This window comes from Streptomyces sp. NPDC006610 (assembly GCF_040611575.1).
Taxonomy (GTDB): Bacteria; Actinomycetota; Actinomycetes; order Streptomycetales; family Streptomycetaceae; genus Streptomyces.
This window is the reverse complement of record NZ_JBEXOP010000046.1, coordinates 1-23,310: the sequence shown is the minus strand read 5'-3', so window position 1 is coordinate 23,310 and position 23,310 is coordinate 1. Positions and strand designations below refer to the sequence as shown.

24 protein-coding genes and 1 tRNA gene are annotated in these 23,310 nt (G+C 71.8%); 15 read left to right on the top strand and 10 right to left on the bottom strand.

Annotated elements, in window-relative coordinates; all coding sequences use genetic code 11:
* Positions 1-236: 236 nt before the first annotated feature.
* The 3 genes from ABZY13_RS28740 to ABZY13_RS28730 form a co-directional block, all read right to left on the bottom strand.
* A complete protein-coding gene (locus ABZY13_RS28740) occupies positions 237-1,097 on the bottom strand; it encodes a Crp/Fnr family transcriptional regulator (RefSeq protein ID WP_356635813.1) in 861 nt (286 codons plus the stop codon).
* Positions 1,097-1,384 carry a hypothetical protein gene (locus ABZY13_RS28735; RefSeq protein WP_356635811.1) on the bottom strand — a complete coding sequence of 96 codons (288 nt, stop codon included), beginning with the start codon at positions 1,382-1,384 and terminating at the stop codon, positions 1,097-1,099. Before ABZY13_RS28735 ends, ABZY13_RS28740 begins: the two co-directional genes overlap by 1 nt.
* Positions 1,385-2,070: 686 nt before the next feature.
* Positions 2,071-2,703: an HhH-GPD-type base excision DNA repair protein gene (locus ABZY13_RS28730; RefSeq protein ID WP_356635809.1), complete on the bottom strand. Its 633-nt coding sequence runs from the start codon at positions 2,701-2,703 to the stop codon at positions 2,071-2,073.
* Positions 2,704-3,142: 439 nt separating this feature from the next.
* On the opposite strand from ABZY13_RS28730, the gene ABZY13_RS28725 reads away from it, so the two are divergent.
* The 11 genes from ABZY13_RS28725 to ABZY13_RS28675 all read left to right on the top strand — a co-directional run bounded on the left by ABZY13_RS28725 (position 3,143) and on the right by ABZY13_RS28675 (position 13,241).
* Positions 3,143-5,224, top strand: a complete 2,082-nt coding sequence (locus ABZY13_RS28725; protein ID WP_356635807.1) for a penicillin acylase family protein — start codon at positions 3,143-3,145, stop codon at positions 5,222-5,224.
* On the top strand, positions 5,217-5,834 hold the full coding sequence (locus tag ABZY13_RS28720) for a GNAT family N-acetyltransferase (protein ID WP_356635805.1): 618 nt from the start codon (positions 5,217-5,219) through the stop codon (positions 5,832-5,834). The genes ABZY13_RS28725 and ABZY13_RS28720 overlap by 8 nt, the downstream gene beginning before the upstream one ends.
* A gap of 54 nt (positions 5,835-5,888) precedes the next feature.
* The gene (locus ABZY13_RS28715; protein WP_356635803.1) at positions 5,889-6,383 is read left to right on the top strand and encodes a cupin domain-containing protein; all 495 of its coding nucleotides are present in this window, start codon (positions 5,889-5,891) and stop codon (positions 6,381-6,383) included.
* Positions 6,384-6,479: 96 nt separating this feature from the next.
* Positions 6,480-8,345, top strand: coding sequence for a copper resistance protein CopC (locus ABZY13_RS28710; RefSeq protein WP_356635801.1), 1,866 nt, complete (start codon positions 6,480-6,482; stop codon positions 8,343-8,345).
* 250 nt (positions 8,346-8,595) lie between these two features.
* A complete protein-coding gene (locus ABZY13_RS28705; protein WP_356635799.1) occupies positions 8,596-9,081 on the top strand; it encodes an MSMEG_6728 family protein in 486 nt (161 codons plus the stop codon).
* Between the two features lie 74 nt (positions 9,082-9,155).
* A complete protein-coding gene (locus ABZY13_RS28700) occupies positions 9,156-10,265 on the top strand; it encodes a permease (protein WP_356635797.1) in 1,110 nt (369 codons plus the stop codon).
* Positions 10,262-11,038, top strand: a complete 777-nt coding sequence (locus tag ABZY13_RS28695; protein WP_356635795.1) for a TIGR03943 family protein — start codon at positions 10,262-10,264, stop codon at positions 11,036-11,038. Before ABZY13_RS28700 ends, ABZY13_RS28695 begins: the two co-directional genes overlap by 4 nt.
* Positions 11,039-11,126: 88 nt before the next feature.
* Positions 11,127-11,621: a DUF5994 family protein gene (locus ABZY13_RS28690; RefSeq protein ID WP_356635793.1), complete on the top strand. Its 495-nt coding sequence runs from the start codon at positions 11,127-11,129 to the stop codon at positions 11,619-11,621.
* A 214-nt stretch (positions 11,622-11,835) separates the two neighbouring features.
* Complete coding sequence (locus tag ABZY13_RS28685; RefSeq protein ID WP_356635791.1) at positions 11,836-12,426, top strand: DUF5994 family protein; 591 nt, start codon at positions 11,836-11,838, stop codon at positions 12,424-12,426.
* A gap of 5 nt (positions 12,427-12,431) precedes the next feature.
* Positions 12,432-12,695 (top strand): hypothetical protein, encoded by a 264-nt coding sequence (locus ABZY13_RS28680; RefSeq protein WP_356635789.1) that lies wholly within the window; start codon positions 12,432-12,434, stop codon positions 12,693-12,695.
* A 48-nt stretch (positions 12,696-12,743) separates the two neighbouring features.
* Entirely contained in the window at positions 12,744-13,241 is a 498-nt protein-coding gene (locus ABZY13_RS28675) for an STAS domain-containing protein (protein WP_356635787.1), read from the top strand.
* Here ABZY13_RS28675 and ABZY13_RS28670 read toward each other — a convergent pair.
* Together ABZY13_RS28670 and ABZY13_RS28665 are read right to left on the bottom strand one after the other, a co-directional pair.
* The gene (locus ABZY13_RS28670; RefSeq protein ID WP_356635785.1) at positions 13,183-14,235 is read right to left on the bottom strand and encodes an acyl-CoA desaturase; all 1,053 of its coding nucleotides are present in this window, start codon (positions 14,233-14,235) and stop codon (positions 13,183-13,185) included. The two genes, ABZY13_RS28675 and ABZY13_RS28670, sit on opposite strands and share 59 nt — an antisense overlap.
* 104 nt (positions 14,236-14,339) lie before the next feature.
* Positions 14,340-14,792: a DUF5994 family protein gene (locus tag ABZY13_RS28665; protein ID WP_356635783.1), complete on the bottom strand. Its 453-nt coding sequence runs from the start codon at positions 14,790-14,792 to the stop codon at positions 14,340-14,342.
* Between the two features lie 1,116 nt (positions 14,793-15,908).
* Here ABZY13_RS28665 and ABZY13_RS28660 point away from each other — a divergent pair.
* Complete coding sequence (locus ABZY13_RS28660) at positions 15,909-16,295, top strand: type II toxin-antitoxin system RelE/ParE family toxin (protein ID WP_356635781.1); 387 nt, start codon at positions 15,909-15,911, stop codon at positions 16,293-16,295.
* Positions 16,292-16,630, top strand: coding sequence for an XRE family transcriptional regulator (locus ABZY13_RS28655; RefSeq protein WP_356635779.1), 339 nt, complete (start codon positions 16,292-16,294; stop codon positions 16,628-16,630). Before ABZY13_RS28660 ends, ABZY13_RS28655 begins: the two co-directional genes overlap by 4 nt.
* A gap of 119 nt (positions 16,631-16,749) precedes the next feature.
* On the opposite strand, the gene ABZY13_RS28650 is transcribed toward ABZY13_RS28655, so the two are convergent.
* Together ABZY13_RS28650 and ABZY13_RS28645 are read right to left on the bottom strand one after the other, a co-directional pair.
* Complete coding sequence (locus ABZY13_RS28650; protein WP_356635777.1) at positions 16,750-17,997, bottom strand: DUF4365 domain-containing protein; 1,248 nt, start codon at positions 17,995-17,997, stop codon at positions 16,750-16,752.
* Between the two features lie 265 nt (positions 17,998-18,262).
* Positions 18,263-18,336: transfer RNA gene (locus ABZY13_RS28645), tRNA-Gly, on the bottom strand.
* 526 nt (positions 18,337-18,862) lie between these two features.
* Here ABZY13_RS28645 and dcd point away from each other — a divergent pair.
* Positions 18,863-19,438, top strand: coding sequence for a dCTP deaminase (gene dcd / locus ABZY13_RS28640; protein WP_356635775.1), 576 nt, complete (start codon positions 18,863-18,865; stop codon positions 19,436-19,438).
* 20 nt (positions 19,439-19,458) lie between these two features.
* Positions 19,459-19,956: a phosphoribosyltransferase gene (locus tag ABZY13_RS28635; protein ID WP_356635773.1), complete on the top strand. Its 498-nt coding sequence runs from the start codon at positions 19,459-19,461 to the stop codon at positions 19,954-19,956.
* Between the two features lie 98 nt (positions 19,957-20,054).
* Here ABZY13_RS28635 and ABZY13_RS28630 read toward each other — a convergent pair whose 3' ends face one another.
* The 3 genes from ABZY13_RS28630 to ABZY13_RS28620 all read right to left on the bottom strand — a co-directional run.
* On the bottom strand, positions 20,055-21,038 hold the full coding sequence (locus ABZY13_RS28630) for a Yip1 family protein (RefSeq protein WP_356635771.1): 984 nt from the start codon (positions 21,036-21,038) through the stop codon (positions 20,055-20,057).
* A gap of 36 nt (positions 21,039-21,074) precedes the next feature.
* Positions 21,075-22,580, bottom strand: coding sequence for an FG-GAP-like repeat-containing protein (locus tag ABZY13_RS28625; RefSeq protein ID WP_356635769.1), 1,506 nt, complete (start codon positions 22,578-22,580; stop codon positions 21,075-21,077).
* A gap of 316 nt (positions 22,581-22,896) precedes the next feature.
* Positions 22,897-23,310: (Fe-S)-binding protein (locus tag ABZY13_RS28620; RefSeq protein WP_356635767.1), on the bottom strand; the 414-nt coding region annotated here is incomplete at its 5' end.

Here is a 23,310-nt window from a genome sequence, read left to right as displayed (position 1 = left end):
CCCGAGTGGCGAAGGCCACAAAGGCATTTGGCGCCCGAAAGCCTTGAAGCGCCCGACAGTGTACGAATGTGGATATGCGGGAAACGGCTTGCATTCGGGCGGAGTGCAGGGTGGTTGTCTTGACGCCAAGGTAATTATCGATCAATGGGGTCAGAAACGAAAGGGCAGTGCGGGCGGGAAAAAGAAACCGCCTCCGGAAAATGTTTTCCGGAGGCGGGTGCCGGGCGGATTGTTGACTACTGGACTTCCGTCGACCCCGTGACGGTCTGGGAAGGCCTCCTGACCCTGCCGAACGCAGCGATCTTCCGCTCGTCGGGGAATCGGTACTGGCGGTAGCCGGTGGTGACCAGCCCGGCCTCGCGCAGGACCTTGAGGGCGTTCTCGACCGTGGCGCGGCTGACGCCGAGCGCGTCGGCGAGGTCGGTCTGCGAGGGGCCCTCGATCATCCGGCCATAGCTCGCACAGGGGACGGCGCACCGGTCGAGAAGGTGGACGAAGAGCCCGGCGAGTCGCTGCTCGGGAGGCAGGGTGCGACGGTTGTAGACGCGCTCTCCCGTGACGAGCTGGTCCGCCAGCACCTTCCCCAGGGCGGTCGCCAGGGTGCCGTTGTACTCGGCGAAGGCGCGCATGCGCGACAGGGGGACGGCGAGGGTGAGGGTGGTGTTGAGACACCGCGCCGTCGGTGCGTGGAGCTCTTCGTTGAAGATCTCGGCAACGCCGAGGACGGCCCCGGCCCCGTGGATGCGCACGGTCGCGTCCTCGCCGTAGACGGACTCCTCGTACACGCAACCGGACAGCACTATGTGGACCGTCGAACCGACCGAACCCCGCAGTTGGGAGCCGCGGCTGCTCGACCGGGTCGACAGGCTGCCGGCGAACTCGTGACGCGCACCGGGGGAGAGCTCGGACAGGAACGGGTTGAGGTCGATCAGCGCCTGCATCGCGCGGGAGCCGGACAGGCCGTGACCCACCCGGCCGGTCTCCGCGTCGAAGGCGTACACCGAGTTGCCGAGGACCATGGGCTGCGTACCGCTCATGCGGTACCGGGGGACGCGCCTGGCCAGCGGGGCGGCGCTGCGCCTTTCCGTCTCGCCCATCAGGAGGGCACCCCCCGGGCTGCGCCGGCGTCCGGTGTGACCGAAGGGCTTGCTGCCGGGGCCGCGCCACCGGGCGCGGCCGGCTCCACCGTCACGGTGGCCGTGGGTGCGGGCGCCGACGGCGTCGAGAGCGGCTCGATGATGCGGGGGACCACGGCGAACAGAACGGCGACCGCCCCCAGCGCGACCGCGATGCGTGCGGGGGCGGACGACAGCGTCCTGACGACGAGTACGGCAGTTGTCGCGGTGATCGCAACGATCGTGACCGCGGCCGTGAGGTAATCCATTTCCTCGGTCCTTCTGAAGTTGTGCGAGAGCTTTGGCCGGTCCAGCGATGTAAGTTGGACATAAGCGGTTCCCGGTCGAGTGGTTAGGTCGACAAAGAAGGGACACCGCCTTGATCCAGCAGGATATAGCACGGCGCATGAGTCGCGGAAACATCACCCTTGAAACAGGGATTTGCCGCTCCGGCTGCTGGGTGGCGCCGCCGTTCGGATTCCATAGAGAACGGGAATTACTGACGGGTAACGCTCGACACTCCCGAACTCTAGGGAATGGTTCTGCGGTGTCGGCCGTTACATTGAGCGGAGCTGACGTTGTGCCTGGCCGGTCCAGCGACAGCTTGTCGGGGTTCCCTCCGGGGGTGGTTCCCCGGAGGGCCCCGACCATTGACCAGGCCCCTTACCTGCAGCAACGCAGTGGCGAAGCACAGAGGATGAACGGAACAGTGGCGGCGCCCCAGGCGCCGCCACTCGTCGCTTCCAAGGGGCGCTCGAGCCCGGACGTCCACGGTTCCGGGCACAGGGGAGACCGAATCATACCGGCGGACTTCGACATCGCGGGTGCGCAGCGCGCAGCGTGTCCCCCAGAGGGAGGACCGGGCCGACGCCGGTCCTGGCGGCGCTTCTCCGGCAGGGCGTGCGACTCCTGTCGTGGCCGTGGGAGCCGGCCGACGGGGCCGACCGGGCGACGCCTAGGCCCCGGCCTTCCCGCCGCCCTTCCCCCCGGTCTGCCCGGCCTTCGCCGTCTTGGCCGCCCTGGCCGCCGCCTTCATCTCCTGCTTGTGCGCCCGCACCTTGACCAGTGACTCGGGCCCGGTGATGTCGGCGACCGAGCGGAAGGAGTCCGGCTCTCCGTAGGAACCGGCGGCCTCGCGCCAGCCGGTCGGTCGGACGCCGAGCTGCTTGCCGAGCAGGGCGAGGAAGATCTGGGCCTTCTGCTGGCCGAACCCGGGCAGGTCCTGGAGCCGGCGCAGCAGCTCGCGCCCGTCGGTCACACCCTTCCAGACCAGCTCGGCGTTGCCGTCGTAGTGCTCCACGAGGTACTGGCACAGCTGCTGCACGCGCTGGGCCATCGAGCCCGGATAACGGTGCACGGCCGGCTTCTCGGAGAGCAGCGCCGCGAACGCCTCCGGGTCCTGGGCGGCGATCCCGTGCGCGTCGAGGTCGTCCGAGCCGAGCCGGTCGGCGATCGTGCGGGGCCCCTTGAACGCCCACTCCATGGGGATCTGCTGGTCCAGCAGCATGCCTACCAGCGCGGCGAGCGGGCTGCGCCCGAGCAGCGCGTCGGCCTCGGGGTCCAGGGCGAGGTGAACAGTGACGTCCATGCACCGATGATCCCGCACCCGGCGGTCCGGGGCGCGCGCAAGAGGGCGCGCAAGACGGCGACCGGCGGCCTGCCCACGGGCGCCTGCCTCCCGCGACCGGGCGGCCGGGGCGGGACGCATCCAGGCGTCCGCGGGCAGGCGGCCAGGCGGGACGCATCCCAGTGTCCCCGGGGCAGCAAGCCCGCGGACACCTGCCCGCGGTCGGGTGCCGGGGAGCGGGCGGCGGGGCCGGGGACGCCGTGATGCGACGTGCGGGGCACGGGCCGGGGTCGCTGGAAGTCCCGTGCCCCGCCCGTCGCCCATGGCGTGCCCTGCTCCTGCCGCCCGCACCCGGTCGGTGATCGTCGTGCGCGGAGAGCCGGGTACGATGCGGCACGACGAACTTAGGCGAGCCTAACCTAAAGCGCTGCCCGACCTGAAAGCACTGAGGGACCACAGGGTGACCATCGAGATCTACCGGGATGCCTGGGGCATTCCGCATCTGCGTGCCTCCGGCGTGCTGGAGCTGGCCCGTGGGCAGGGCCGCGTCACCGCCCTCGACCGCGCCTGGCAGCTCGAGGTCGAACGGCACCGCGCGCAGGGCACGTCGGCGTCCTTCCTCGGGGCCGGGGGTGGGGCCGTGGCCTGGGACGTCCTGGCCCGGCGCGCCCGGCTGGACGACACCGCCCGGCGCTGCTTCCGGCAACTCGCCGACCGGGACCCCGAGTCGGCGGACTGGATACGGGCGTACGTCGACGGAGTCAACGAAGGGCTCCCCGAAGGAGCCCGCCGGACACCGGAGTTCGCCGAGACGGGGCTGCGGGTGGGCCGTTGGGAGCCCTGGACGCCGTTCGGCATCTGGCTCGGCACGCATCTGCTGTTCGCCGGGTTCCCGGCCAAGCTCTGGCGCGACCAGGTCGTACGGCACCTGGGCGCGGACGCGGTCGGGCTGTTCGCCGCCGACGGTCCCGGCACCTCGGGCAGCAACGGCTGGCTGGTGGCGGGGGAGCGGACCGTGAGCGGGCGGCCGGTCATCGCCGGCGACCCGCACCGGTTCATCGAGGAACCCGGCGTGTACCAGCAGATCCGGCTGGCCTGCCCGGAGTTCGACGTCGTCGGCCTCGCCGTCCCCGGCATCCCCGGGGTCGCCCACTTCGGCCACGCCGGCTCCGTCGCTTGGGCCATCACCAGCGCCATGGCCGACTACCAGGACCTGTACCGGGAGCGGCTGCGGCGCACCGGGGCCGGTGTGGAGGCCCTCGGCCCGGACGGACGCTGGCGGCGGGCCCACCGGCACACCGAGTACGTGGAGGTCGCCGGCGAGGAACGGGTGCCCGTCGAGGTGATCGAGACGGACCGCGGACCGGTCGTCGCCGGGGGCCCCGAGGGCCTGGACGACGGCACGCCCCTCGCGCTCGCCCTGCGGTACCCGCCCCGCGTCACCGGCGACCTCGGCTTCGGCGCGCTGCTGCCGCTGCTGCGGGCCCGCACGGTGGCCGACGTCGACCGTGCGCTCGACCGCTGGGTGGAGCCGGTCAACGTCGTGCAGGCCGCCGACGCCGACGGGGGCACGCTGTACCGGGTCGCGGGACGGGTGCCGGTGCGGTCCGACGAGAACCGGCTGCGTCCGGTGCCCGCCTGGGAGCCCGGCCACGAGTGGACCGGCTGGCACGAGACGCCGCGGGGCCGGCTCGCCGACGGGACCGCCGTCATGGCCAACCAGCGCAGCGGCCCCGCCGGCCCGCTCGGCACCGAGTTCGCCCCCGAGCACCGCGCCGACCGCATCACGGCGCTGCTCGGCGAGAAGGAGCGCTGGGCCCCCGGCGACATGCCGGCCGTCCACATGGACACCCACCTCGCCTCCGCCGCGCCCCTGCTCGACCGCGTCGCCGCCCTCGACGGCCTCACCCCGGCCGCCGCCGGGCTCCGCGCCGGCCTGCTGGCCTGGGACCGCCGCATGGACGCCGGCAGCGAGACGGCCGCCGCCTTCGCCGACCTGCGCACCGCGGTCGTACTCCGGATCGCCGCCCACCCCGCGTTCGCCGCCCTCGCCGAGCCGCCCGCCTACCCGGAGGCCCTCCAGCCCTGGCTGTCGCTGACCGTGCGCGTCGGCTACGCGCTGGAGCATCTGCTGCGCGCCGACGACCTGTTCGGCGTCGACCGGGACGCGATCGTCCGCGAGGCCCTGGAGGAGACCGCCGGGCTGCCCCGGCGCGCCTGGGGCGACACCCACCGCCTCGCCCCCTGGCGGGCGCTGGGCGGCGGGACGTACGACGAACCGGCGCTGTCCGGGGACCACGACTGCGTGCTGTGCACCTCGTCCGTCCCGGGACTGACCGACCTCGCCGCGCGCTGCCCGGCCGCCCGCTACGTGTGGGACCTGGCCCGGCGCGAGGACAGCCTGTGGGTGGTGCCGCTCGGCGCGTCCGGCGTGCCCGGATCACCGCACCACCGCGACCAGCTCGCCCGGTGGCTCCGGGGAGAACTCGTGCCGGTCGTCACCGACTGGGCCCGTCTGACGAAGGAGACCGACCATGTCTGACCCCAACGCCGGTGCGGAAGCCGGCCCCTACGCCGCCCGCGACGCCGTGCACGTCGAGGAGATCGACGGCTTCGGCGCCGTACGCGTCCTGCCGCTCGACGCGAAGGGCGACGCCGAGCTGATCCACGGCTGGGTCAGCGAGGAACGGGCCGCTTTCTGGGGCATGAACGGCCTGACGCGGGACCAGGTCGCCGAGACGTACGCCCACCTGGACACGCTCACCACCCACCACGCCTTCCTGCTGGTCAAGGACGGCGTCCCGGCCGCCCTGCTGCAGACCTACGAGCCGGAGGCGGACCGCGTCGGCGAGTGCTACGAGGTGCGCCCCGGCGACATCGGCATCCACCTGCTCGTCGCGCCCCCGCCCGCGGACGGGGCACGGTCCGGCTGGACGTCGGCGCTGGTGGCCGCCGTCACCGGATACATGTTCCGCACCCTGGACCGGACGCGCATCGTCATCGACCCCGACGTGGGCAACGAGAAGGCGATCGCCCGCTACGTGCGCCAGGGCTTCGTGGCCGGACCGGTCGTGGTGCTGCCGGAGGTGGACCTCCCGGACGTGTACCTGCCGGAGAAGCGGGCCCAACTCGCCTTCCTGGAGCGGCGGTAGCCGCGGACCGTCAGGAGCCATGACCGGCAGCGGCCGGGCAGTAGCCTTCCGTACGTGACCCCAGACGACGACCGTGTCACCGCACAGGCCCTGATCGCGCACTACGGGATGGAACCGATCCCGCGCGAGGGCGGGCTGTTCCGGCGGACCTGGGCCGGCCCGCCGCGCCCCGACGGACGGCCGGAGGGCACCGCCATCGTCGCCCTGCTGCGGCGCGGCGACCACTCCGCGCTGCACCGGCTGCCCACCGACGAGATCTGGCACTTCCACCTCGGCGACCCGCTGGAACTGCTGCTCCTCGCCCCCGACGGCACCTCCCGCACGGAGGTCCTCGGCCCGGACGTGCTGGGCGGGGAGCACGTCCAGCTGACCGTGCCGGCCGGGACCTGGATGGGCGGGCGGGTGGCCGGGGACGGGACGTGGACGCTGTTCGGCTGCACGATGGCCCCCGGGTTCGCCTACGAGGGGTACGAGCACGGGGACGCGCGGGAGTTGGCGGCGCGGTACCCGGACCGGGCGGCGCTCATCGCCGAACTGGGCCGCCCCTGAAGGGCCGGCCGAGGGCGGGCTGAACACCGGCGGGCCGGCGTCCGTATCCCCTCCGGAGGTGCGGAGGATCCCCTCCGGAGGTGCGGAGGTACGGGGATGCGTGAGCGCGGGCAGAGACAGGGGCAGGGACAGGGACACGGGCGCGGGCAGGGCGGCCGGCGGTGGCTGTTCGGGAGCGCCGCCGCGCTGATCCTGCTGCTTCTCGCCCCCGCGCCCGCCTCCGCGCACGCCGCGCTGCGCGCCACCGACCCCGGCGACGGCACGGTCCTCGACTCCGCCCCGCGCCGGCTCACCCTCTCCTTCACCGAGACCGTCGCCCTCCTGGACGACTCGGTCCGGGTCATCGACCCCGCCGACCGTCCCGTGGACACGGGCCGCGCCGCACACGCGGGCGACCGCTCCGACACCGTCCGCGTGGGCCTCCCCGCACGCCTCGCCGACGGCACCTACACGGTGGCCTGGCGGGTGGTGTCGGCGGACGGCCACCCCGTCTCCGGGGCGTTCGTCTTCTCCGTCGGCGCGCCCTCGGCGACCGCCGCGACCGTCGCCGCCCCGACCGAGGACCCGGCCGTCGCCTCCCTCTACAACACCGCCCGCTACGCCGCGTACGGCGGCCTCGCCCTGCTCGTCGGCGTCACGGTGTTCCTCGCCGCCGTGGTGCGCGGCCCCGCGCCGGCCGCGCTGCGCGGGCTGCTCACGGCGGCCTGGCCGACCCTGCTGCCGTCCACGGCCGCGCTGCTGCTCCTGCGCGGCCCCTACGCACGCGGCACCGGCCTGGCCGACGCCCTCGACCCGGCGGTCCTCACGGCCACGCTCACCACCCGTCCGGGAGCCGCGCTGACGACCAGGCTGGCGCTCCTCGCGGCGGCCTGGGCGCTCCTACGGCGCCTGCTCGGCGCCTCGGCCCGCCCGCACCCCGCCCGGCTGGTCGAGGAGACCGGCGAGACGGCGAACACGACCGCGCGCGGAGCACGACCGGTCCCCGGCGTCCCGGCCGTCGCCCTCGCCGTCGCGCTGGCCCTCACCTGGGCGGCGGCCGAGCACGCCTCCGCCGGGATACAGGTGCCGGCGGCGATGACGTCGTCGGTGCTGCACCTGCTCGCCATGGGCGTGTGGCTGGGCGGGCTCACGGCCCTGCTCACGGTGGCGTACCGCGCCCCCGGCGACCTCACCGCCGCCCACGTCGCCCGCTTCTCCCGCCTCGCCCCCGCCTGTGTGGCCGTCCTCGCGCTGACCGGCGTCTACCAGTCCTGGCGGAGCCTCGGCTCCTGGGACGCGCTGACGGGGACGACGTACGGGAGGGTGCTGCTGGTGAAGCTGGGCGCGGTGACGGCGCTGCTGTCGGCGGCGGCGCTGTCCCGTCGCCGGGTGCGGGGGTGGGCGGCGAGGTCGGCGGAAGGGGCGGTGGCGGGTCCGGCGGAGGGGCCGGTGGAAGGGGCGGTGGCGGGTCCGGCGGAGGGGGACGCCGGGGACGACGGTCACCGGCGTGCCCTGCGGCGATCGGTGCTGGCGGAGGTCCTGACCGGCGTGGCCGTCCTGGTCGTCACGACCCTCCTCACGATCACCCTTCCGGGCCGCGCCGCCTCCGAGAGCGCCTCCGCCGCGACGCCGGACGCGCCCACGTCCTCCAGCACCCTCGTTCCCTTCGACGTGGGCACCCCCAACGGCCACGGCAAGGTCCAGCTCGACCTCGCCCCGGGCCGCGTCGGCCGCAATCAGCTCCAGGCCGTCGTCTTCGGCCCCGACGGAGGCATCGTCACCGTCCCCGAACTGCGCCTGACCCTCGCCCTCCCCGCCCAGGACGTCGGCCCCCTCGACGCCGCCCTGGAGAACCGCGGCGGCTACTGGGCCACGGACCGCCTCCGGCTGCCCCTGCCGGGCGTCTGGACGATGCGGATCACGATCCGGACGTCGGAGATCGACCAGGTGACGGTGGAGCGGCGGGTGCGGGTGGGGGCGTGAGGCGAGGTGCGTCGTGGACCGGGCGGACTCGGCGGGCGTTGCGTGCGGTGTTCGCTCCCTGGCGTGGTACTCGTCGGTCGCAGCACCCCGTACTGACCGCGACACCCCGGACCGACCGCGACACCCCGTACTGACTGGACACCCCATCCTGACCGAAGCACCCCGTACGGCCGCAGCACCCCATCCTGACCACAGCACCCGTGCTGACCGCAGCGACCTGAATGGGCACGCCCTGACTGGGGACGCCGGCATGCAGACTTTCCTCCCCCACCCCGACTTCCGGGCCTCGGCCCTGGCCCTGGACCGTCGCCGGCTCGGGAAACAGCGGGTCGAGGCGCTGCAGGTGCTGCGCGGCCTGATCGTGCCGGGCTACGGATGGCGGCACCACCCGGCCGTACGGATGTGGGCCGGCTACGAGGAGGCGCTGGTCCGCTACGGCCTGGAAATGTGCGGGGTGTGGCGTGAGCAGGGCCACCAGGACAGCTGCGCGGCGACGCTCGTGGCCGATCTGCTCGCCTTCCGCCCCGGCACGTCGGTCCGCCGTCAGCCGCTGCTGGCCGCGGCCGGGGAACTGCCGCCGTGGCTCGGCGACGACGCCTTCCACCTCAGTCACCGCTCGGCGTTGGTGCGCAAGGATGCAAAGACGTACGCCCCCCGCTTCCCCGGCGTGCCGGACGACCTGCCGTACGTCTGGCCGAAGTCGGACCGGTCGGGCGAGCCCTCGACGGAGGCATGACGAGTACCGGCGGCAGCCGATGCCCCCGCGCCGCCCGCTATCGTTCGATGCGAACATCGGACATTCGGAGCGGCATGCGACAGACAGATGTGCGAGCCGAGGAGCCGTACGGTGCCGTCGCGGCCCCCGGCGGGGCCACCGCAGCGCGTACGCCCGACGAGGGCCCGCCCGTGCGTGACGCACCCGCGGGCGACGGACCCGTGCGTGACGCGCCGGTACGCGACGGCGGCTGGCCCCGGACCTGGCCCCTGCTGCTCCTCGCGGCGGCGGTGCTTCCCGGAGCGCTGCTCTTCGCCGTCGGTCGCTGGGGCGACGAGCCGGCCGTACAGGCCTGGCGGACCGTATGCCTCTCGATCACCGTGCAGGCGCTGCCGTTCCTGCTGCTCGGCACGGCCCTGTCCGGAGCGATCAACGCGTTCGTGCCGGCGAGCGTGTTCACCCGCCTCCTGCCCCGCAACCCCGCCCTCGCGGTCCCGGTCGCCGGCGCAGCCGGGGTCGTCCTGCCCGGCTGCGAGTGCGCGTCCGTCCCGGTCGCCAAGAGCCTGATCGGCAGGGGCGTCACCCCCGCCGCGGCCTTCGCCTTCCTCCTCTCGGCCCCCGCCATCAACCCGGTCGTCCTCACCACCACGGCGATCGCCTTCCCCGGCAGCCCCGAGATGGTGCTGGCCCGGCTGCTCGCCTCCCTCGCCACCGCCGCCGTGATGGGCTGGCTGTGGCTCTGGCTGGGCCGGGAGAAGTGGCTGCGGCCGTCCGTACGGCACACCGGGCACCGCCCGGGCCACAGCCGCTGGACGGAGTTCCGCCTCGGCTTCCAGCACGACTTCCTGCACGCGGGCGGCTTCGTCATCGTAGGCGCCATGGCGGCGGCCACCTTCAACGTGGCCGTGCCCGGCTCGGTCGTCGACGCCTTCGCCGACTCTCCCTGGCTGTCGGTGCTCTTCCTGGCCGCGCTCGCCATCGTCCTGTCGGTCTGCTCGGAGGCGGACGCTTTCCTCGCGGCGTCCCTCACCGGCTTCTCACCCACCGCCCGGCTGACGTTCATGGTGGTCGGCCCGATGGTCGACCTCAAACTGATCGCCCTCCAGGCCGGCACCTTCGGGCGGACCTTCGCCTTCCGCTTCTCCGCGGCCACGGCGGTCGTCGCGATCCTGTGCAGCGCGCTCATCGGAGGAGTACTGCTGTGAAGCGCCCCCTGCAGGCGACCCTGCTCATCCTCAGCGGCCTCGGCCTGCTCCACGCGACCGTCCTCACCGACCTCTATCTGCGGTACGTCAGGGACTGGATGCGCCCGCTGCTGATCGCGTCGGGCGTGGTGCTGCTGGTGCTGGGACTGGCGGAGGCATGGTCGGCACGAGCCGGCACGGAGAAGCAGGACGACACCCACGGCCACGGCGATGACGGCCCCGGCCGAGACCACACCGATGACCACGGCCACGACCACTCCAAGGTCCCCCGCGTGGCGTGGCTGCTGTTCCTCCCGGCCCTGAGCCTGCTCGTCTACGCCCCGCCGTCCCTGGGCGCCTACACCGCCGCCCGCCAGGACACCAAGCCGGTCGTGCGGCAGGACGGCTTCGACCCGCTGCCCGCGACGTCCCCCGTCCCGCTGACGCTTCGCGACTTCATCGGCCGCGTCCAGCAGGACCGTGAGCAGTCCCTGAAGGGCCGCACGGTCCGGATGACGGGCTTCGTGACCCCCGGCGAAAAGGGCGGGACCTGGTACCTGACCCGCCTCCTGATCAGCTGCTGCGCGGCGGACGCCCAGACGGTCAAGATCCGTGTCCACGGCACACCGGCCCCGCCCGCCGACACCTGGGTGACGGTCGTGGGCACCTGGCACCCCACCGGAACCCTGGGCACCCCCTCCGCCGCCCCGGCCCTGGACGCCGACACCGTCACCGAGACCACCCGCCCTCCGAACGCCTACACGGACGCCCTCCCCCTCCCGGCCTCCCGCTGAGGCACGCCCGCCCGCTCAGGCGGGGAGTACCGTGAAGCGAGGGGGCCTTTGGGCGGTGCCGTCCCCGGCAGACAGGCAGGCGAGCGCGATGTCCGACTCCGACTCCCCGCAGGTGACCAGGCCCCTGCCCGACGCCGTCCACCAGGCGGTCCCGCGACCCGGAACGGCCGTCGTACGGCTAGAGACGACCCATGACCGGCAGGGCGCGCTCGACGGGGCGTGGTGGCCCCGTTCCCGCGATGTCGCCCGCGAGCTGCCCGGCCTCGTCACCGCGCTGACCGAGTATCTCGGGCCCATCACCCGCGTCGGCCTGGACAGCGACGCCTGGGAGGAACTGCCGACGCGGATGACCATCGACGGCCGCGTCGTCCACATCGACTCCTTCCCGGTCGGCGACGACACCGTCCTCATCACCCGAAGCAGCCGGGATCTCTTCTCCCTCGTCGTCGTCCCGCCGCACGCGACGCCCGACGCCGCGCACGCCGCCATGGCGGCGGCCGTGCGCGCCGACGGCCGTACGCAGGCGCAGCAGATCCTCATCGACACCGGCACGGCACGTGCCGACCCGGGGCACCCGACGTGATCGTCCGGTGCCGCGGGAGACGACGGCGTGGGCGAGCGGGTCCCACGGCGGGTCGATCGCCCACGCCGGGCGCACGGCCCACGGGCTCGGACGCCGCGAGGAGTACGCTGAAGGAACCGACGACATGCCGAGCACGGGCATTCGCGCCCGTACCGTCTCTCGGTGATCGAATACGCCGGGCCGGCTCCGGCCCGCCCGGGGCAGGGTTCGCGTCATGACTGCGACCATCTTCCGCCCGATGACGTCCGAAGGCCGGCACCCCACGTCCCCCGTGCGTCTGTCCCTCGCTCCCACCGCCTCCGCACCCCTTCTGCTGGACGGCGCCTGGTGGCCGCGCTCGCGCGACCTCACCGCCGAACTGCCCGCCCTGGTGTCCGTCCTCGATCCGCTGTGGGGACGGATCACCCGGGTCACGGTGAATCCGGCCCAGTGGCCGGTCGTACCGCGCAAGGTGCCCGTCGCCGGGCACATGGTGAAGGTGGGCTGGTTCCGCTTCGAGCAGGACGCGCACGAACTCCTCCTGCTCTCCTGCCACATGGGCCGCTGGAACCTGCTGGTGGTTCCCCCGCGGACGCCTCCGGCCGTTGCTGCCTGGCTGATGGCCGTCGCGAGCGACCCGCGCCGCACCGTGACCGCGAGCCGTCTGATGGCGGATGCCGCGCACCTGGCGGCGAGTGCCGAGGCAGACCGCGCCGGGGAGGCGGTCTGGGAGTTCGAAGGGGGACACGAAGCCGGCGCCGGCGTGACTTCGCCGCGGGGCCGGGTGGCCCCCGCAGCGTCGGCGGACCAACCGGAAAGGGTGTGAGGACCATGGACGTCCTCGTGACGGTGCTCGCGCTGCTGGCGGTGATCGCGGCAGGCGTGTTCCTCATCCACCGGCTCAACGCGCAGCACGGCGACAGGATCGCCGCCTTCCACTACGGCCGCGACGGCGTGGTCGCACCGGGCCGCAAACCCACGGGCAGGAAGCCGACACGCCGTACGGCCGCCACGACGAACGGCGCCGGCGAGCGCCGGGACCACCGTGACGGCGGACGCGGACGGCTGCGCCCTCGACGCCGTACCCACAGCTGATCTGTGTGATCCCCGCTGAATGACGTGAGCCCCACTGAATGAGGAGTCATGCCCCCGCCACGGTTCAGTGTCCAGCACCAGAACTGCGGATCCCACGCTGCGATCACCGTCGTGGGCGACATCGACCTGACCACGGCGCCATTCATCCGTACCGCGCTGGCCCAGTGCCTGCACGACCTGACCCGCACCGTCGACGTCGACCTCACGGCGGTCGGCTTCTGTGACGTCAGCGGGCTGAACGTCTTCCTCGCGGCCTCGGAGACCCTCAGCCGGACCGGCCGGACCGGAGCGCTCCTGCGCCTGCTCTGCCCGCCGCAGTCCTTGGTCCGCGTCGTGGAGATCACGGGCTCCGACCTCCTGCCGCGCTCCCCGGTCCCAGCCGGTGAGCCCTGGCAGGAAGGCCCATCACTCACGCCGGCTGACCGAAGCGCCACCCCGATCCGGACCGTGCCCGTGCACCCGTCCACAACCTCGCAGGGCAGTACGCCTAGGCGGCCTGGCCGCGGGTCCCCCGGAGCGGTTCTCCGGCGCGATGGAGGCTGGTGAGTGCCAGCCGGTAGGAGGCGATCAGGCCCGTCTGCGTGTACTCGACGCCCAGGTCGCGGCAGTACCGCCGGACGATGGCGCGGGCCTTGCGGAGGTTGGGGCTGGGCATGCTCGGGAACAGGTGGTGCTCGATCTGGTGGTTCAGGCCGCCGAGCACGAGGTCGGTGAACCGGCCGCCGCTGACATTGCGCGAGGTGAGCACCTGGCGGCGGAGGAAGTCCGGGCGGTCGTCGGCCGACAGGATCGGCATGCCCTTGTGGTTGGGGGCGAACACCGAGCCGAGGTAGAGGCCGAACAGGCCCTGGTGGACGCCGAGGAAGGCGAACGCCATGCCGGGCGGCAGGACCCAGAACAGGGCGGTCAGGTAGAGCGCGCAGTGCGCGAACAGCAGGGTGCCGTCAAGCCTCCGGTGCTTGAGCCGGCGGTCGGCGATCGCCCTGCCGCTCGCCACGTGCAGGTTGAAGCCCTCCAGCGTGAGCAGGGGGAAGAACAGGAAAGCCTGCCGGCGGCCGAGCAGACGGGGCAGTCCGGTGGCGGCGCGGGCCTGGTCCTGGGACCAGACGAGCAGGTCGGGGGCGATGTCCGGGTCGAGGTCCTCGGTGTTGGGGTTGGCATGGTGACGGGTGTGCTTGTCCTGCCACCAGCCGTACCCCATGCCGATCGACGCACCCCCGATCCGCCCGCACACCTCGCTGGCACGGCGCCTGCGGAACACCTGCCGGTGGGCCACGTCATGAGCGACCAGGGCCACTTGCCCGTACATGACGGCCATGAAGGCGGCGACCGTCAACGTCCACCACGAGGGGCCGACGAGGACGAACGCGACCCATCCGACGGCGTAGAGCGCGGTCACCGCGGTGATCCGTAACGTGTAGTAGCCGGGGCGGCGCCTCAGCAGTCCGGCATCCGCGATCTTCCTCGAAAGCCGGGCGAAGTCGCTGCCGGGGGTGCCGGGTGTGCCGGAGCGAGGGGCGGTGGTGCTGACAGTGGTCATGACGGCGAAACTCTCTGCGAAGCGGGCGGGCGGCTCGGAGCGGCCCCGGGTGAGGCGGGCGCGGGATGAAGGCGTACACGAACGGGGTCCCCTGCCCGGGGATGTCACACGGTCGTCGGGAACGGTCCTCGGACTCCCCCGCCGCCGTGGGGTGCGCGGTCGTCCAGCGCGGTGGCCATGAGGGACACGGCGGCTTCCTCCGTCGCCTCCGGTGGGACGACGAGCAGGTCCCAGCGGCCGTGGCCGGGCGAGAGCAGGACGACGGTGTCCGGGGCGTGCGGCGCGGCGGCCTTGTGCAGGCGTACGACCTGGTTGGCGACGAGCATGCGCCCCGGTGCCACCGACCAGGCGGTGGCGTTCACGGTGACGCCGACGATGTCGCCCCACGCGGTCGGCAGCGCGGCGAGCAGTTGCGGGAGCTGTGCCAGGAGGTCGCGGGAGTGAGGCCACCACACTCCGTCGATCCGGCGCGGCAGCACGCCGCGGGGCGCGAGACGCAGACGAAGGAGAGGGAGGGGGAGGGGCGGGGCAGACTGCGCGGCCTGGCTTGCGTTCATCACGTGAGGGTTCTCTCTGACGAGGTGGGTTTGCCGGGGCGCTTCGGCAGGGTGGGGGGCCGCCGCGGTGGGTGATGGTTCGGTGGGGGTGGTCCGGCCGTACGGCGGGCGGCGAGACGGTCCGCTGCGGACCGGCGCATCGCACCCCGGACCGCGGAGCTCGAGAACGCGCATCGACGGCGGCCGACGGTCGACCTGCCTCGGTTGGAACCGGCGGTGTGCTGTCGGTCGGGGACGGCGCGGTGGAAGTCGTGCGGACGTGCCGGCTCTCGTCGAAGGAGAGCAGCGCCGGCGGCCACCGAGAGTTCGGGGTGCGGGCGTATACGGCGGGACGCGGGGACCGTTCCGGGTGACGGGCCGCCAGTGGACACCGGGGGTGGAGCCGGTCCGCCACCGGCGCGCCGAATGCCCTCGGTCCCCTCAGTCTACTCCCCGGCGCGTAAGGGCGGCGTGACGGCCAGTCAGAGGTCCGGACGTCGGAGCCGGGGCCTCGGAGACCTGGTTCCAGGTGACTCACGTGGCGACTTTGGGCATGGGGAGGCCACGCACCCCGTGGATGGTCTGGACCATGCACAAACCCCAGGTCGCTGACCTGGGGTTTCTCTATGGAGCGGGTGACGAGAATCGAACTCGCGCTCTCAGCTTGGGAAGCGACGGCGCTTGTCAGGCCATGTGGCCTCTGACCTGGTCATACGCGGCTGATACCGGGCCGTCGGCGTGCTGGATCACACTGTTGTTCACCGTAGCTGTCCGCTCTCACGGGCACGCTGTGGGCACGCGTCAGAAGCACCGAGCCGCAAGCTGCGTGTGGCGGTGCGCGGCGAGCTCGGTGCCCTGTCGTGGAGAGTGCCCCTGGGATGGTCGTTGCAGCCGCACAGGCGCTACCCCGGGAAGTCGCTGACGGCCCTGCCCGAATTACCGTTCACGAGGATGCGAGGGGTGAGGCGGAGGCACCCCGTTCTTGTGCCGACCTGCGCCACCCAGGGCAACGGCCAGATATCGCCTGTTACGCCTTCCATCTTCATGGAATGGCTGGTCGGGTGCACCCTGGATCACTGTGTCGGCCTCTAGCCACCGGTCTCTGTCAATGCAGCCCATGTTAATGCTTGCATTAACATGGTGCTCGTGGCTCAATGGGAAGTGGTCCTCGTCGCGGAGGTCGCGGCGTGGTTCGAGGCGCTGGCCGGGGAGGACTGGGGCAGTGCCGAACAGGTGGAAGACGCCATCGACATGCTGGCGGCCACGGGCCCGACGCTCGGTCGTCCACTGGTCGACCGGATCAAGGGTGCCGACAATCATCACTTGAAGGAGCTGAGACCGGGATCGTCCGGGAGCAGCGAGATCCGGATCCTCTTCGCTTTCGATCCGGTGCGCCGGGCAGTGCTGCTGGTGGCCGGCGACAAGGCCGGAAACTGGCAGCGTTGGTACGACGTCAACGTCCCGATCGCCGAGGAGCGCTACCGGGCGCATGTGGCCGATCTTGAAACCAGGGAGTACGAATGAGCACGGTCAGCTGGGAGGAGACCAAGCGCAAGGCGCGCGAGCGGCGCGAGGCCGCTGGGCTGCCGGTGCGTTCGGCTCAGGAGAAGCAGGCAGCCATGGACAGGCTGACCGCGGAGGTGCGCGCTCACAAGCTTGCCGAGGTCCGGCGCGAGCAGGCGTTGACCCAGCGCCAGGTAGCCGCGTCCATGGGGGTCTCGGCGCCTCGCGTCTCCGCGATCGAGCATGGCGAGCTGGACCGGGCCGAGGTGGCGACACTCCGGGCTTATGTGGAAGCACTCGGTGGCCGGCTGCGCGTGGTCGCTGATTTCGGGGATGCGGAGTACACCGTCGCTTGAGGCGACTGTCATCTGCGCCGCTCACATAGCTGGCGAGTACCTGGCTGACAACGCTCCAGATCGGCTCATCCGTCCTTGGCCCTTCAGGGATGGAGCCTGCCGGATCCCGGTCAGAAGCCTTACTGGTCCCAAGCCTCCTTGGGTTCCGTGGGCTCGGGGACGCGCCAGACGATTCGGACCTGCTCGTCGAGTGGAAGCGAGGGGCCGCCGACGTAGATGTGGCGGATGAAATAGTGGACGGCCAGCCGGAATGCCGCCGGCTCGATGTCATACACCGTCGCCACGGTAGCCCGGCTCAGCTTGTTCACCTGACGGACAACCCGCGGGTCGCTTTCGAGAGGGCCGAGCTCGTCGACGATCTCCGCTGTGAGCTCGCGGTCCTCGCGCATGGCCAGGATTGAGCGTTGCAGCAAGTCGGGCTCAAGCTCGATCCGGTCGAGAATACGGGCGAGAACGTATTCGTGGAGGACGTCCGCCGCGATGTTGGCGTGCTCCTTGGTCTCCTCGCCCGTGCAGTTGGGGCACCCCTCGCATTCGCTGATGCTGGCCGAGTCCTCCGGCCCTCGGTCGGCTTGCCGAGTGGAGAAGAAGCACGAGGCCACCCACATCACTTCGGTTCGACTCAACTCCAGGTCTTCAGCGGTCGGCAGATCCATGTCGCCCCAATCATCCACGGGACTGCCGCCTTCATCACCTGGCGGCGGGATCTCTGATCTCATCAGAGACTGCAGGCTGACCAGATACGGCTCCCAGTCGTGGGCACTGAGAAGCAGCGTTGCCAACGCGTCCCCGGGGCGCCTCCAGAAGATGAGGTCTTCGTCGTAGCCGTTGACGAAGTGCAGGACGTGGTCCGCCGGATCGAAGTCGACGCCGGACATCTCACTCAGGTGTGTGAGAACCGCCTGTCGGCCTCGGTAGCGTCCGACGTAGCGGCGGGCCCGGGTGACGAACGACACCATGGTGGCGTCATTCAGAATGGCGTTGGGGCTGACACCGATGTGGCGTGGCGGATTGAAAGGACCAGATCTACGCAGCTGCTGGGTGGCATTCGCCCAGTAGAGGCCCTTGGTGTCCGGGTCGTACACCACACAGAAGACGGGGATGTTCCCGTCCGCCCAGGTGCCGCCGTGCTGGTCGACAGGCACCGCGTAGCCGTTGCCCCGGCGCCAACTCTCGCCACCCTTCACCTGCACCTTGATGGTGTCACTTGTGAGATCTCCGTCGGCGGTGAAGGTGACATAGAAGTCCTCGCCGAAGTCGTTCTGCCCGGATATCTCTTGGACGATGTGATCGTGCTCCTCGAGCAGAGCGCGCAGCGCGTTCACGGCGGCCTGCGCCACGCGCCGTCCTTTCGGGATCTTCGGCATGCCATCTCTCCGGAAGGTTTCTCGCCCGCCCCTGGCTCCGGGGCTGGTGTCGTTCTCCGGCACTCTGCCGCATGCCTCTGACATCCGGCCTCCGGACCGTGACAGCGAAAGAGAGAGCACCGTCGGCCTTGAGGTCACCGCATGGAAGGCTCAGGAACATGCGGCCCGGATGAACGCCGTGAAGCGCTCGGCGCGAAGCTGGCGCGCGGCGAGTGATCGCCGAGGACAGCAGAAAGGCCCGGGTCTCTGACCTGGGCCTTCTTCATGGAGCGGGTGACGAGAATCGAACTCGCGCTCTCAGCTTGGGAAGCTGATGTTCTACCATTAAACTACACCCGCGTAAGACGCCGACTCCGGGTCGGTGTCGAATGCTCGGATACTGTACCTCATTCCAGGCCCCCGGTGCCTCGCGCCGTGGGGCCCGTGTGTTTTCGCGGGGGTGGACGGGGCAGGCGGGGAAGCGGAGTTGGGGCGTACGGTGGGGGAGTGGGCGGAGGGTCCGGTGGGGACCGGAGTGCCGCCTGGAGGGTCGTCCTGATCGTCCCGTAATGTGGCTTTCGTCGTCACGGCATCCCAGCCAGACGCGGCTCTTGGGGAAGGGACTCTAGGACTTGATGGAGCGCACCGTCGTCCGTTGTGCCGATGGGCACGTGTTCAGCACCGCTTCGTTCCCGATGCAGCAGGCCGAGCGCCTCGGGCCCGGGCGGCTCGTCCGGTGTCCTCGCTGTGCGCGGCTGCGCAGCGTGGTGCCGGTCAGCCTGCAGAAGCGGTAGCGGACGGGCCGAGGCAGGCAGCGGCAGGCAGACCGAAGCGCGCGGAGTCGTCCGGTTGTGGCGGCTCCGCGCGCCTTGCGTATCCTCGGGGCGTGCTTCTCTCTGACAAGGACATCCGGGCCGAGATCGACGCCGGGCGGGTGCGGATCGATCCCTACGACGAATCCATGGTGCAGCCGTCCAGCATCGACGTACGACTCGACCGCTTCTTCCGGGTGTTCGAGAACCACCGCTATCCCCACATCGACCCCTCCGTCGAGCAGGCGGATCTCACGCGTCTGGTGGAGCCCGAGGGGGACGAGCCGTTCATTCTGCACCCCGGGGAGTTCGTGCTCGCCTCGACGTACGAGGTCATCACGCTTCCCGACGATCTCGCCTCCCGGCTCGAGGGCAAGAGCTCGCTCGGGCGGCTCGGGCTCGTGACCCACTCCACCGCCGGGTTCATCGACCCCGGCTTCTCGGGGCACGTCACCCTGGAGCTGTCCAATCTCGCCACCCTCCCCATCAAGCTGTGGCCCGGTATGAAGATCGGCCAGCTGTGCATGTTCCGGCTCACCTCGCCCGCCGAGGCGCCCTACGGGAGTGAGCGGTACGGGTCCCGGTACCAGGGGCAGCGCGGGCCCACGGCCTCCCGGTCCTTCCTCAACTTCCACCGAACCCAGGTCTGAGCGGGACGGACACGATCGACGTGAGTGACGTACGCGAGAACCTCACCTACGAGCAGTTCGGGCGGGCCGTCCGTGAGCTGGCCCAGGCCGTCGCCGACGACGGGTACCGGCCCGACGTCGTGCTCAGCATCGCCCGCGGCGGCGTCTTCGTCGCCGGCGGGCTCGCCTACGCCCTCGACTGCAAGAACATCCACCTGGTCAACGTCGAGTTCTACACCGGTGTCGGCACCACCCTCGACATGCCGGTCATGCTCGCTCCCGTGCCCGATGTCGTCGACTTCTCCGACAAGAAGGTCCTGATCACCGACGACGTCGCCGACACCGGCAAGACGCTCAAGCTGGTGCGCGACTTCTGTCTCGACGCCGTCGCCGAAGTGCGCAGCGCCGTCATCTACGAGAAGTCGCAGTCGCTGGTGAAGTGCGACTACGTGTGGAAGCGGACCGACGACTGGATCAACTTCCCCTGGTCCGTCGAGCCCCCCGTCGTGCGCCGGGACGGACAGGTTCTCGACGCCTGAGAGCGCCTGAGAGCGCCTGAGAGGCAGCGCCCGAGAGGCAGCGCCCGAGAGGGATCGGGAGCGTGGCGGAGGGGGCGGGCCCCCTCCGCGCAGCGTGCCTAGAAGGTGCCCAGCTTCACGATCGACAGCAGCGCGACCAGCTGGATCGCCGACGCGCCCAGCGCCCGCGGCCACGGCAGGTCGTGGGACTTGGACACCATCAGCGTCAGCAGCGCGCCGGCCGCCACCCAGGTGGCCCAGCCGAGGATCTGGACGAAGGACGCGTCGCCGCCCAGGAACATCGCCACGACCAGGCGGGGGGCGTCCGTGAGGGACATGATCAGCATGGACAGGCCGACCGTCGGCTGCCAGGCGCCGTCGCCGCCCAGCTGGCGGGCGAGGGTGTGGGTGACCACGCCCAGGACGAACGCGCTCAGCACCATCGCCACCGCGGTCGTCAGCACGATCGGCACCGCGTTCGACAGGGTCGCGTTGATCGCGTCCTCGCGGGCGCCGTCGAAGCCGAAGACCGCGAGCAGGCCGTAGAGGAAGGTCACGACGAGGGCGGGGCCCCACATCGTGTAGTCGCGCATCTGCAGGAAGGTCCGCCGGGGCGACGTCACGATGCCCTTCAGCAGGGCCTTCCAGTGCAGGCGGGGGCCGATCGGGCCGGACGGCGCGGCCGAGCCGGCACGGTACGTCTCGCTCTGGTGGTACGGGTCCTCGCCGACGGCGAACGCCTGGGTGTGGCCGGGGTGGTTGGCCGCGTACGGGTCGGGGGCGGCGTGGTGGTCGCCGAAGTACTCCGGCTCGTCGCCGGGACGGCCGCCGTGGCCCGCGGGTGGGCCGCCGTACTGGCCGCCGCCGGGGCCGTAGCCGCCGTATCCCGGTCCCGGCTGGGGCGGCGGCGGGTAGCCGTACGCCGGGCCCTGCGGCGCCTGCTGACCGTACGGGGGGTTTTGCGGTCGCGTGTGCGGGGCGCGGTCGTCCCGGCCGCCGCGTCCGATCCTGAATCCAGCCACGCCTTCGAACGTACCTGGTCCCGCGGAGGGACGTGCCGGGCCCGGGCTTCCGGGCCCGGCTTTGCGGCCGAGCTGTGACATCCCTTACGGGGGCGTCCAGCCGTTCCCTTAAGGGGGTCAGTCGGCGAAGTTCGCGCCGAAGTACGGGTATCCGCTCGTCGAGACGTTCGTCCACTGCGGGGCCACGGCACCGGCGCCCGTGGCGGTGATCCTCGTGCCGGTGGAGGGCAGGAAGGTGACCAGGCCGTTGCCGTTGTTCTCGGCGGAGCCGACCAGCAGGTCGGCCCTGCCGTCGCCGGTGACGTCGTCCAGCTTGACGTCGAGGCCGAACCGGTCGTTGTCCTCGCCGGTGCCGGGCACGCCCGCGGTGTCCTGGTGGAAGGACTGCGCCCGGGTCACGGTGTCCAGTCCGCTCGCCGAGCCGTAGAGGACGGTGACCGAGCCGGTGTCGGTGTCGTCGCCGAGGTTCTCGCCCGCGACGCCGATCGCCAGGTCGAGGAAGCGGTCGCCGTTGACGTCGCCGAGGTCCAGCTCGTAGCCGAAGAAGTCGTTGCCCTCGGCGGTGCCGGGGACGCCCGCGGTGCTCTGGGTGATGCCGGTGGCGTCGCCGGTGCGGGGGCCGTCGGCGGACCCGTACGTCACCCAGACCTTGCCGCCCTTGCCGGAGTACGGGATCGAGGTGCCGTCCTGCGTGGTGGGGTTCCAGTAGGCGCCGCTGACGATGTCGCCGTGACCGTCGGCGTCGATGTCGCCGATCGCCGTGATCACGCCGGGCTTGAGGGCCTCGGCGGCGGAGGAGTCCAGGCCGCTCGCGGTGCCGGGGATGAAGTAGTTGCGGTTCCAGCCGTACCCGGTCTGCGTCTCGAAGCCGTCCACGACGAGGTCGGTCGCCGGGCCGCCGTCGACGTTGCCCGCGGTCAGGTTGAGCGGACCGCCGGCGTCGCCGCCGAGGATCGGGGGCTTGACGGTGTAGCGCCCGCCCAGGGCGCCGGCCGGGCCGAAGCCGCCGCGGAAGACGTGGACGGTCGGCGTGTCGCTGCCGACGGCGAGGTCGTCCCTGCCGTCGCCGTCGAAGTCGCCGGCCGCGAGGGTCTTGCCCCAGAAGTCGTGCGAGGAGCGGGCCGGGTCGGTGATCACGGGCCCCGCCGTCAGCCCGTCGGCCGAGCCCCACAGGAGCACGACCTGGCCGCCGTTGGTGTCGGTGCCGACGGTCTCGCCGGGGGCGCTGACGGCGAGGTCGTCGAAGCCGTCGCCGTTGAAGTCGGCGTAGGCGGAGTCGAATCCGAACTCGTCCCCGGCCTCGGCGGCGCCGGGCACGCCGTTGCTGTTCTGGCTGATGGTGTCGCTGGGGGTGTCGCCCGACAGGTCTCCGGTGAGGTCACCGTCCGAGACGCCTTCCGGGGTGCCGTAGAGGGCGATGATCTGGCCCGCCTGGCTCTTGGCGTTGACGGAGGCGCCGAAGGCGGAGAAGGCGACGTCGCCGATGCCGTCGTCGTTGAAGTCCGCCTGCGGTATGCGGGTGGAGTCGGCGGCCGTCGCCGTGCCGGCGGTGAGGGTCAGCAGACCACCCGTCAGCGCGGCCGCGGTGGCCGTCGCGAGGGCGATGCGCAGGGTGTGCGTCATACGGGTTCTCCTGCGGCGTACGGGGACGCCCGGCCAGCGGGCATCCGCGGTCGATGGGTGCGACCGACGACCGCGAGCGCCGGGTTCGGCGGGAGGTGTCCGTGAGTTCTCCCCGCGTTCACGATGTGGTGGCGATCAAGAGACCCGCGCCGGGCGGTGAGGGTTGTACGGCAAGTGCGGGGAGCGGAGGGGAGGCGGCGACCGGGGCGTGCGGGGCGGCGACCGGGGCGTGCGGGGCGGCGACCGGTTGGTGCACGGCGAAGGGCCGCCCCATGGGGGGCGGCCCTTCGCCGTGCTTCTCGTGCCGGCCGGCGTGCTACTTCACCGGCTGCGGCTCGGGCGCGTCCTCGGACCGAGAGCCGGCCTCGCCCGCGGGCGGTTCCTCGTCGGTCACCGGGGTTTTGACGGAGTCGAGGAGGAGCTGGGCGACGTCGACGACCTGGACCGTCTCCTTCGCCGTGCCCTCGTTCTTCTTGCCGTTGACCGAGTCGGTGAGCATGACCAGGCAGAACGGGCAGGCGGTCGAGACGATGTCCGGATCGAGGGCCAGGGCCTCCTCGACGCGCTCGTTGTTGATGCGCTTGCCGATCCGTTCCTCCATCCACATCCGCGCACCGCCCGCGCCGCAGCAAAAACCCCGCTCCTTGTGCCGGTGCATCTCCTCGTTGCGCAGGCCCGGCACCCGGCCGATGATCTCCCGCGGCGGCGTGTAGATCCTGTTGTGGCGGCC

Coding starts and splice junctions, on each gene's coding strand:
- ABZY13_RS28740 (WP_356635813.1), bottom strand. CDS start 1,097: ATGGGCGAGACGGAAAGGCGCAGCGCCGCCCCGCTGGCCAGGCGCGTC.
- ABZY13_RS28735 (WP_356635811.1), bottom strand. CDS start 1,384: ATGGATTACCTCACGGCCGCGGTCACGATCGTTGCGATCACCGCGACA.
- ABZY13_RS28730 (WP_356635809.1), bottom strand. CDS start 2,703: ATGGACGTCACTGTTCACCTCGCCCTGGACCCCGAGGCCGACGCGCTG.
- ABZY13_RS28720 (WP_356635805.1), top strand. CDS start 5,217: ATGTCTGACCCCAACGCCGGTGCGGAAGCCGGCCCCTACGCCGCCCGC.
- ABZY13_RS28710 (WP_356635801.1), top strand. CDS start 6,480: ATGCGTGAGCGCGGGCAGAGACAGGGGCAGGGACAGGGACACGGGCGC.
- ABZY13_RS28705 (WP_356635799.1), top strand. CDS start 8,596: ATGCAGACTTTCCTCCCCCACCCCGACTTCCGGGCCTCGGCCCTGGCC.
- ABZY13_RS28700 (WP_356635797.1), top strand. CDS start 9,156: ATGCGACAGACAGATGTGCGAGCCGAGGAGCCGTACGGTGCCGTCGCG.
- ABZY13_RS28690 (WP_356635793.1), top strand. CDS start 11,127: ATGTCCGACTCCGACTCCCCGCAGGTGACCAGGCCCCTGCCCGACGCC.
- ABZY13_RS28685 (WP_356635791.1), top strand. CDS start 11,836: ATGACTGCGACCATCTTCCGCCCGATGACGTCCGAAGGCCGGCACCCC.
- ABZY13_RS28680 (WP_356635789.1), top strand. CDS start 12,432: ATGGACGTCCTCGTGACGGTGCTCGCGCTGCTGGCGGTGATCGCGGCA.
- ABZY13_RS28675 (WP_356635787.1), top strand. CDS start 12,744: ATGCCCCCGCCACGGTTCAGTGTCCAGCACCAGAACTGCGGATCCCAC.
- ABZY13_RS28670 (WP_356635785.1), bottom strand. CDS start 14,235: ATGACCACTGTCAGCACCACCGCCCCTCGCTCCGGCACACCCGGCACC.
- ABZY13_RS28665 (WP_356635783.1), bottom strand. CDS start 14,792: ATGAACGCAAGCCAGGCCGCGCAGTCTGCCCCGCCCCTCCCCCTCCCT.
- ABZY13_RS28660 (WP_356635781.1), top strand. CDS start 15,909: ATGGTGCTCGTGGCTCAATGGGAAGTGGTCCTCGTCGCGGAGGTCGCG.
- ABZY13_RS28655 (WP_356635779.1), top strand. CDS start 16,292: ATGAGCACGGTCAGCTGGGAGGAGACCAAGCGCAAGGCGCGCGAGCGG.
- ABZY13_RS28650 (WP_356635777.1), bottom strand. CDS start 17,997: ATGCCGAAGATCCCGAAAGGACGGCGCGTGGCGCAGGCCGCCGTGAAC.
- ABZY13_RS28630 (WP_356635771.1), bottom strand. CDS start 21,038: ATGTCACAGCTCGGCCGCAAAGCCGGGCCCGGAAGCCCGGGCCCGGCA.
- ABZY13_RS28625 (WP_356635769.1), bottom strand. CDS start 22,580: ATGACGCACACCCTGCGCATCGCCCTCGCGACGGCCACCGCGGCCGCG.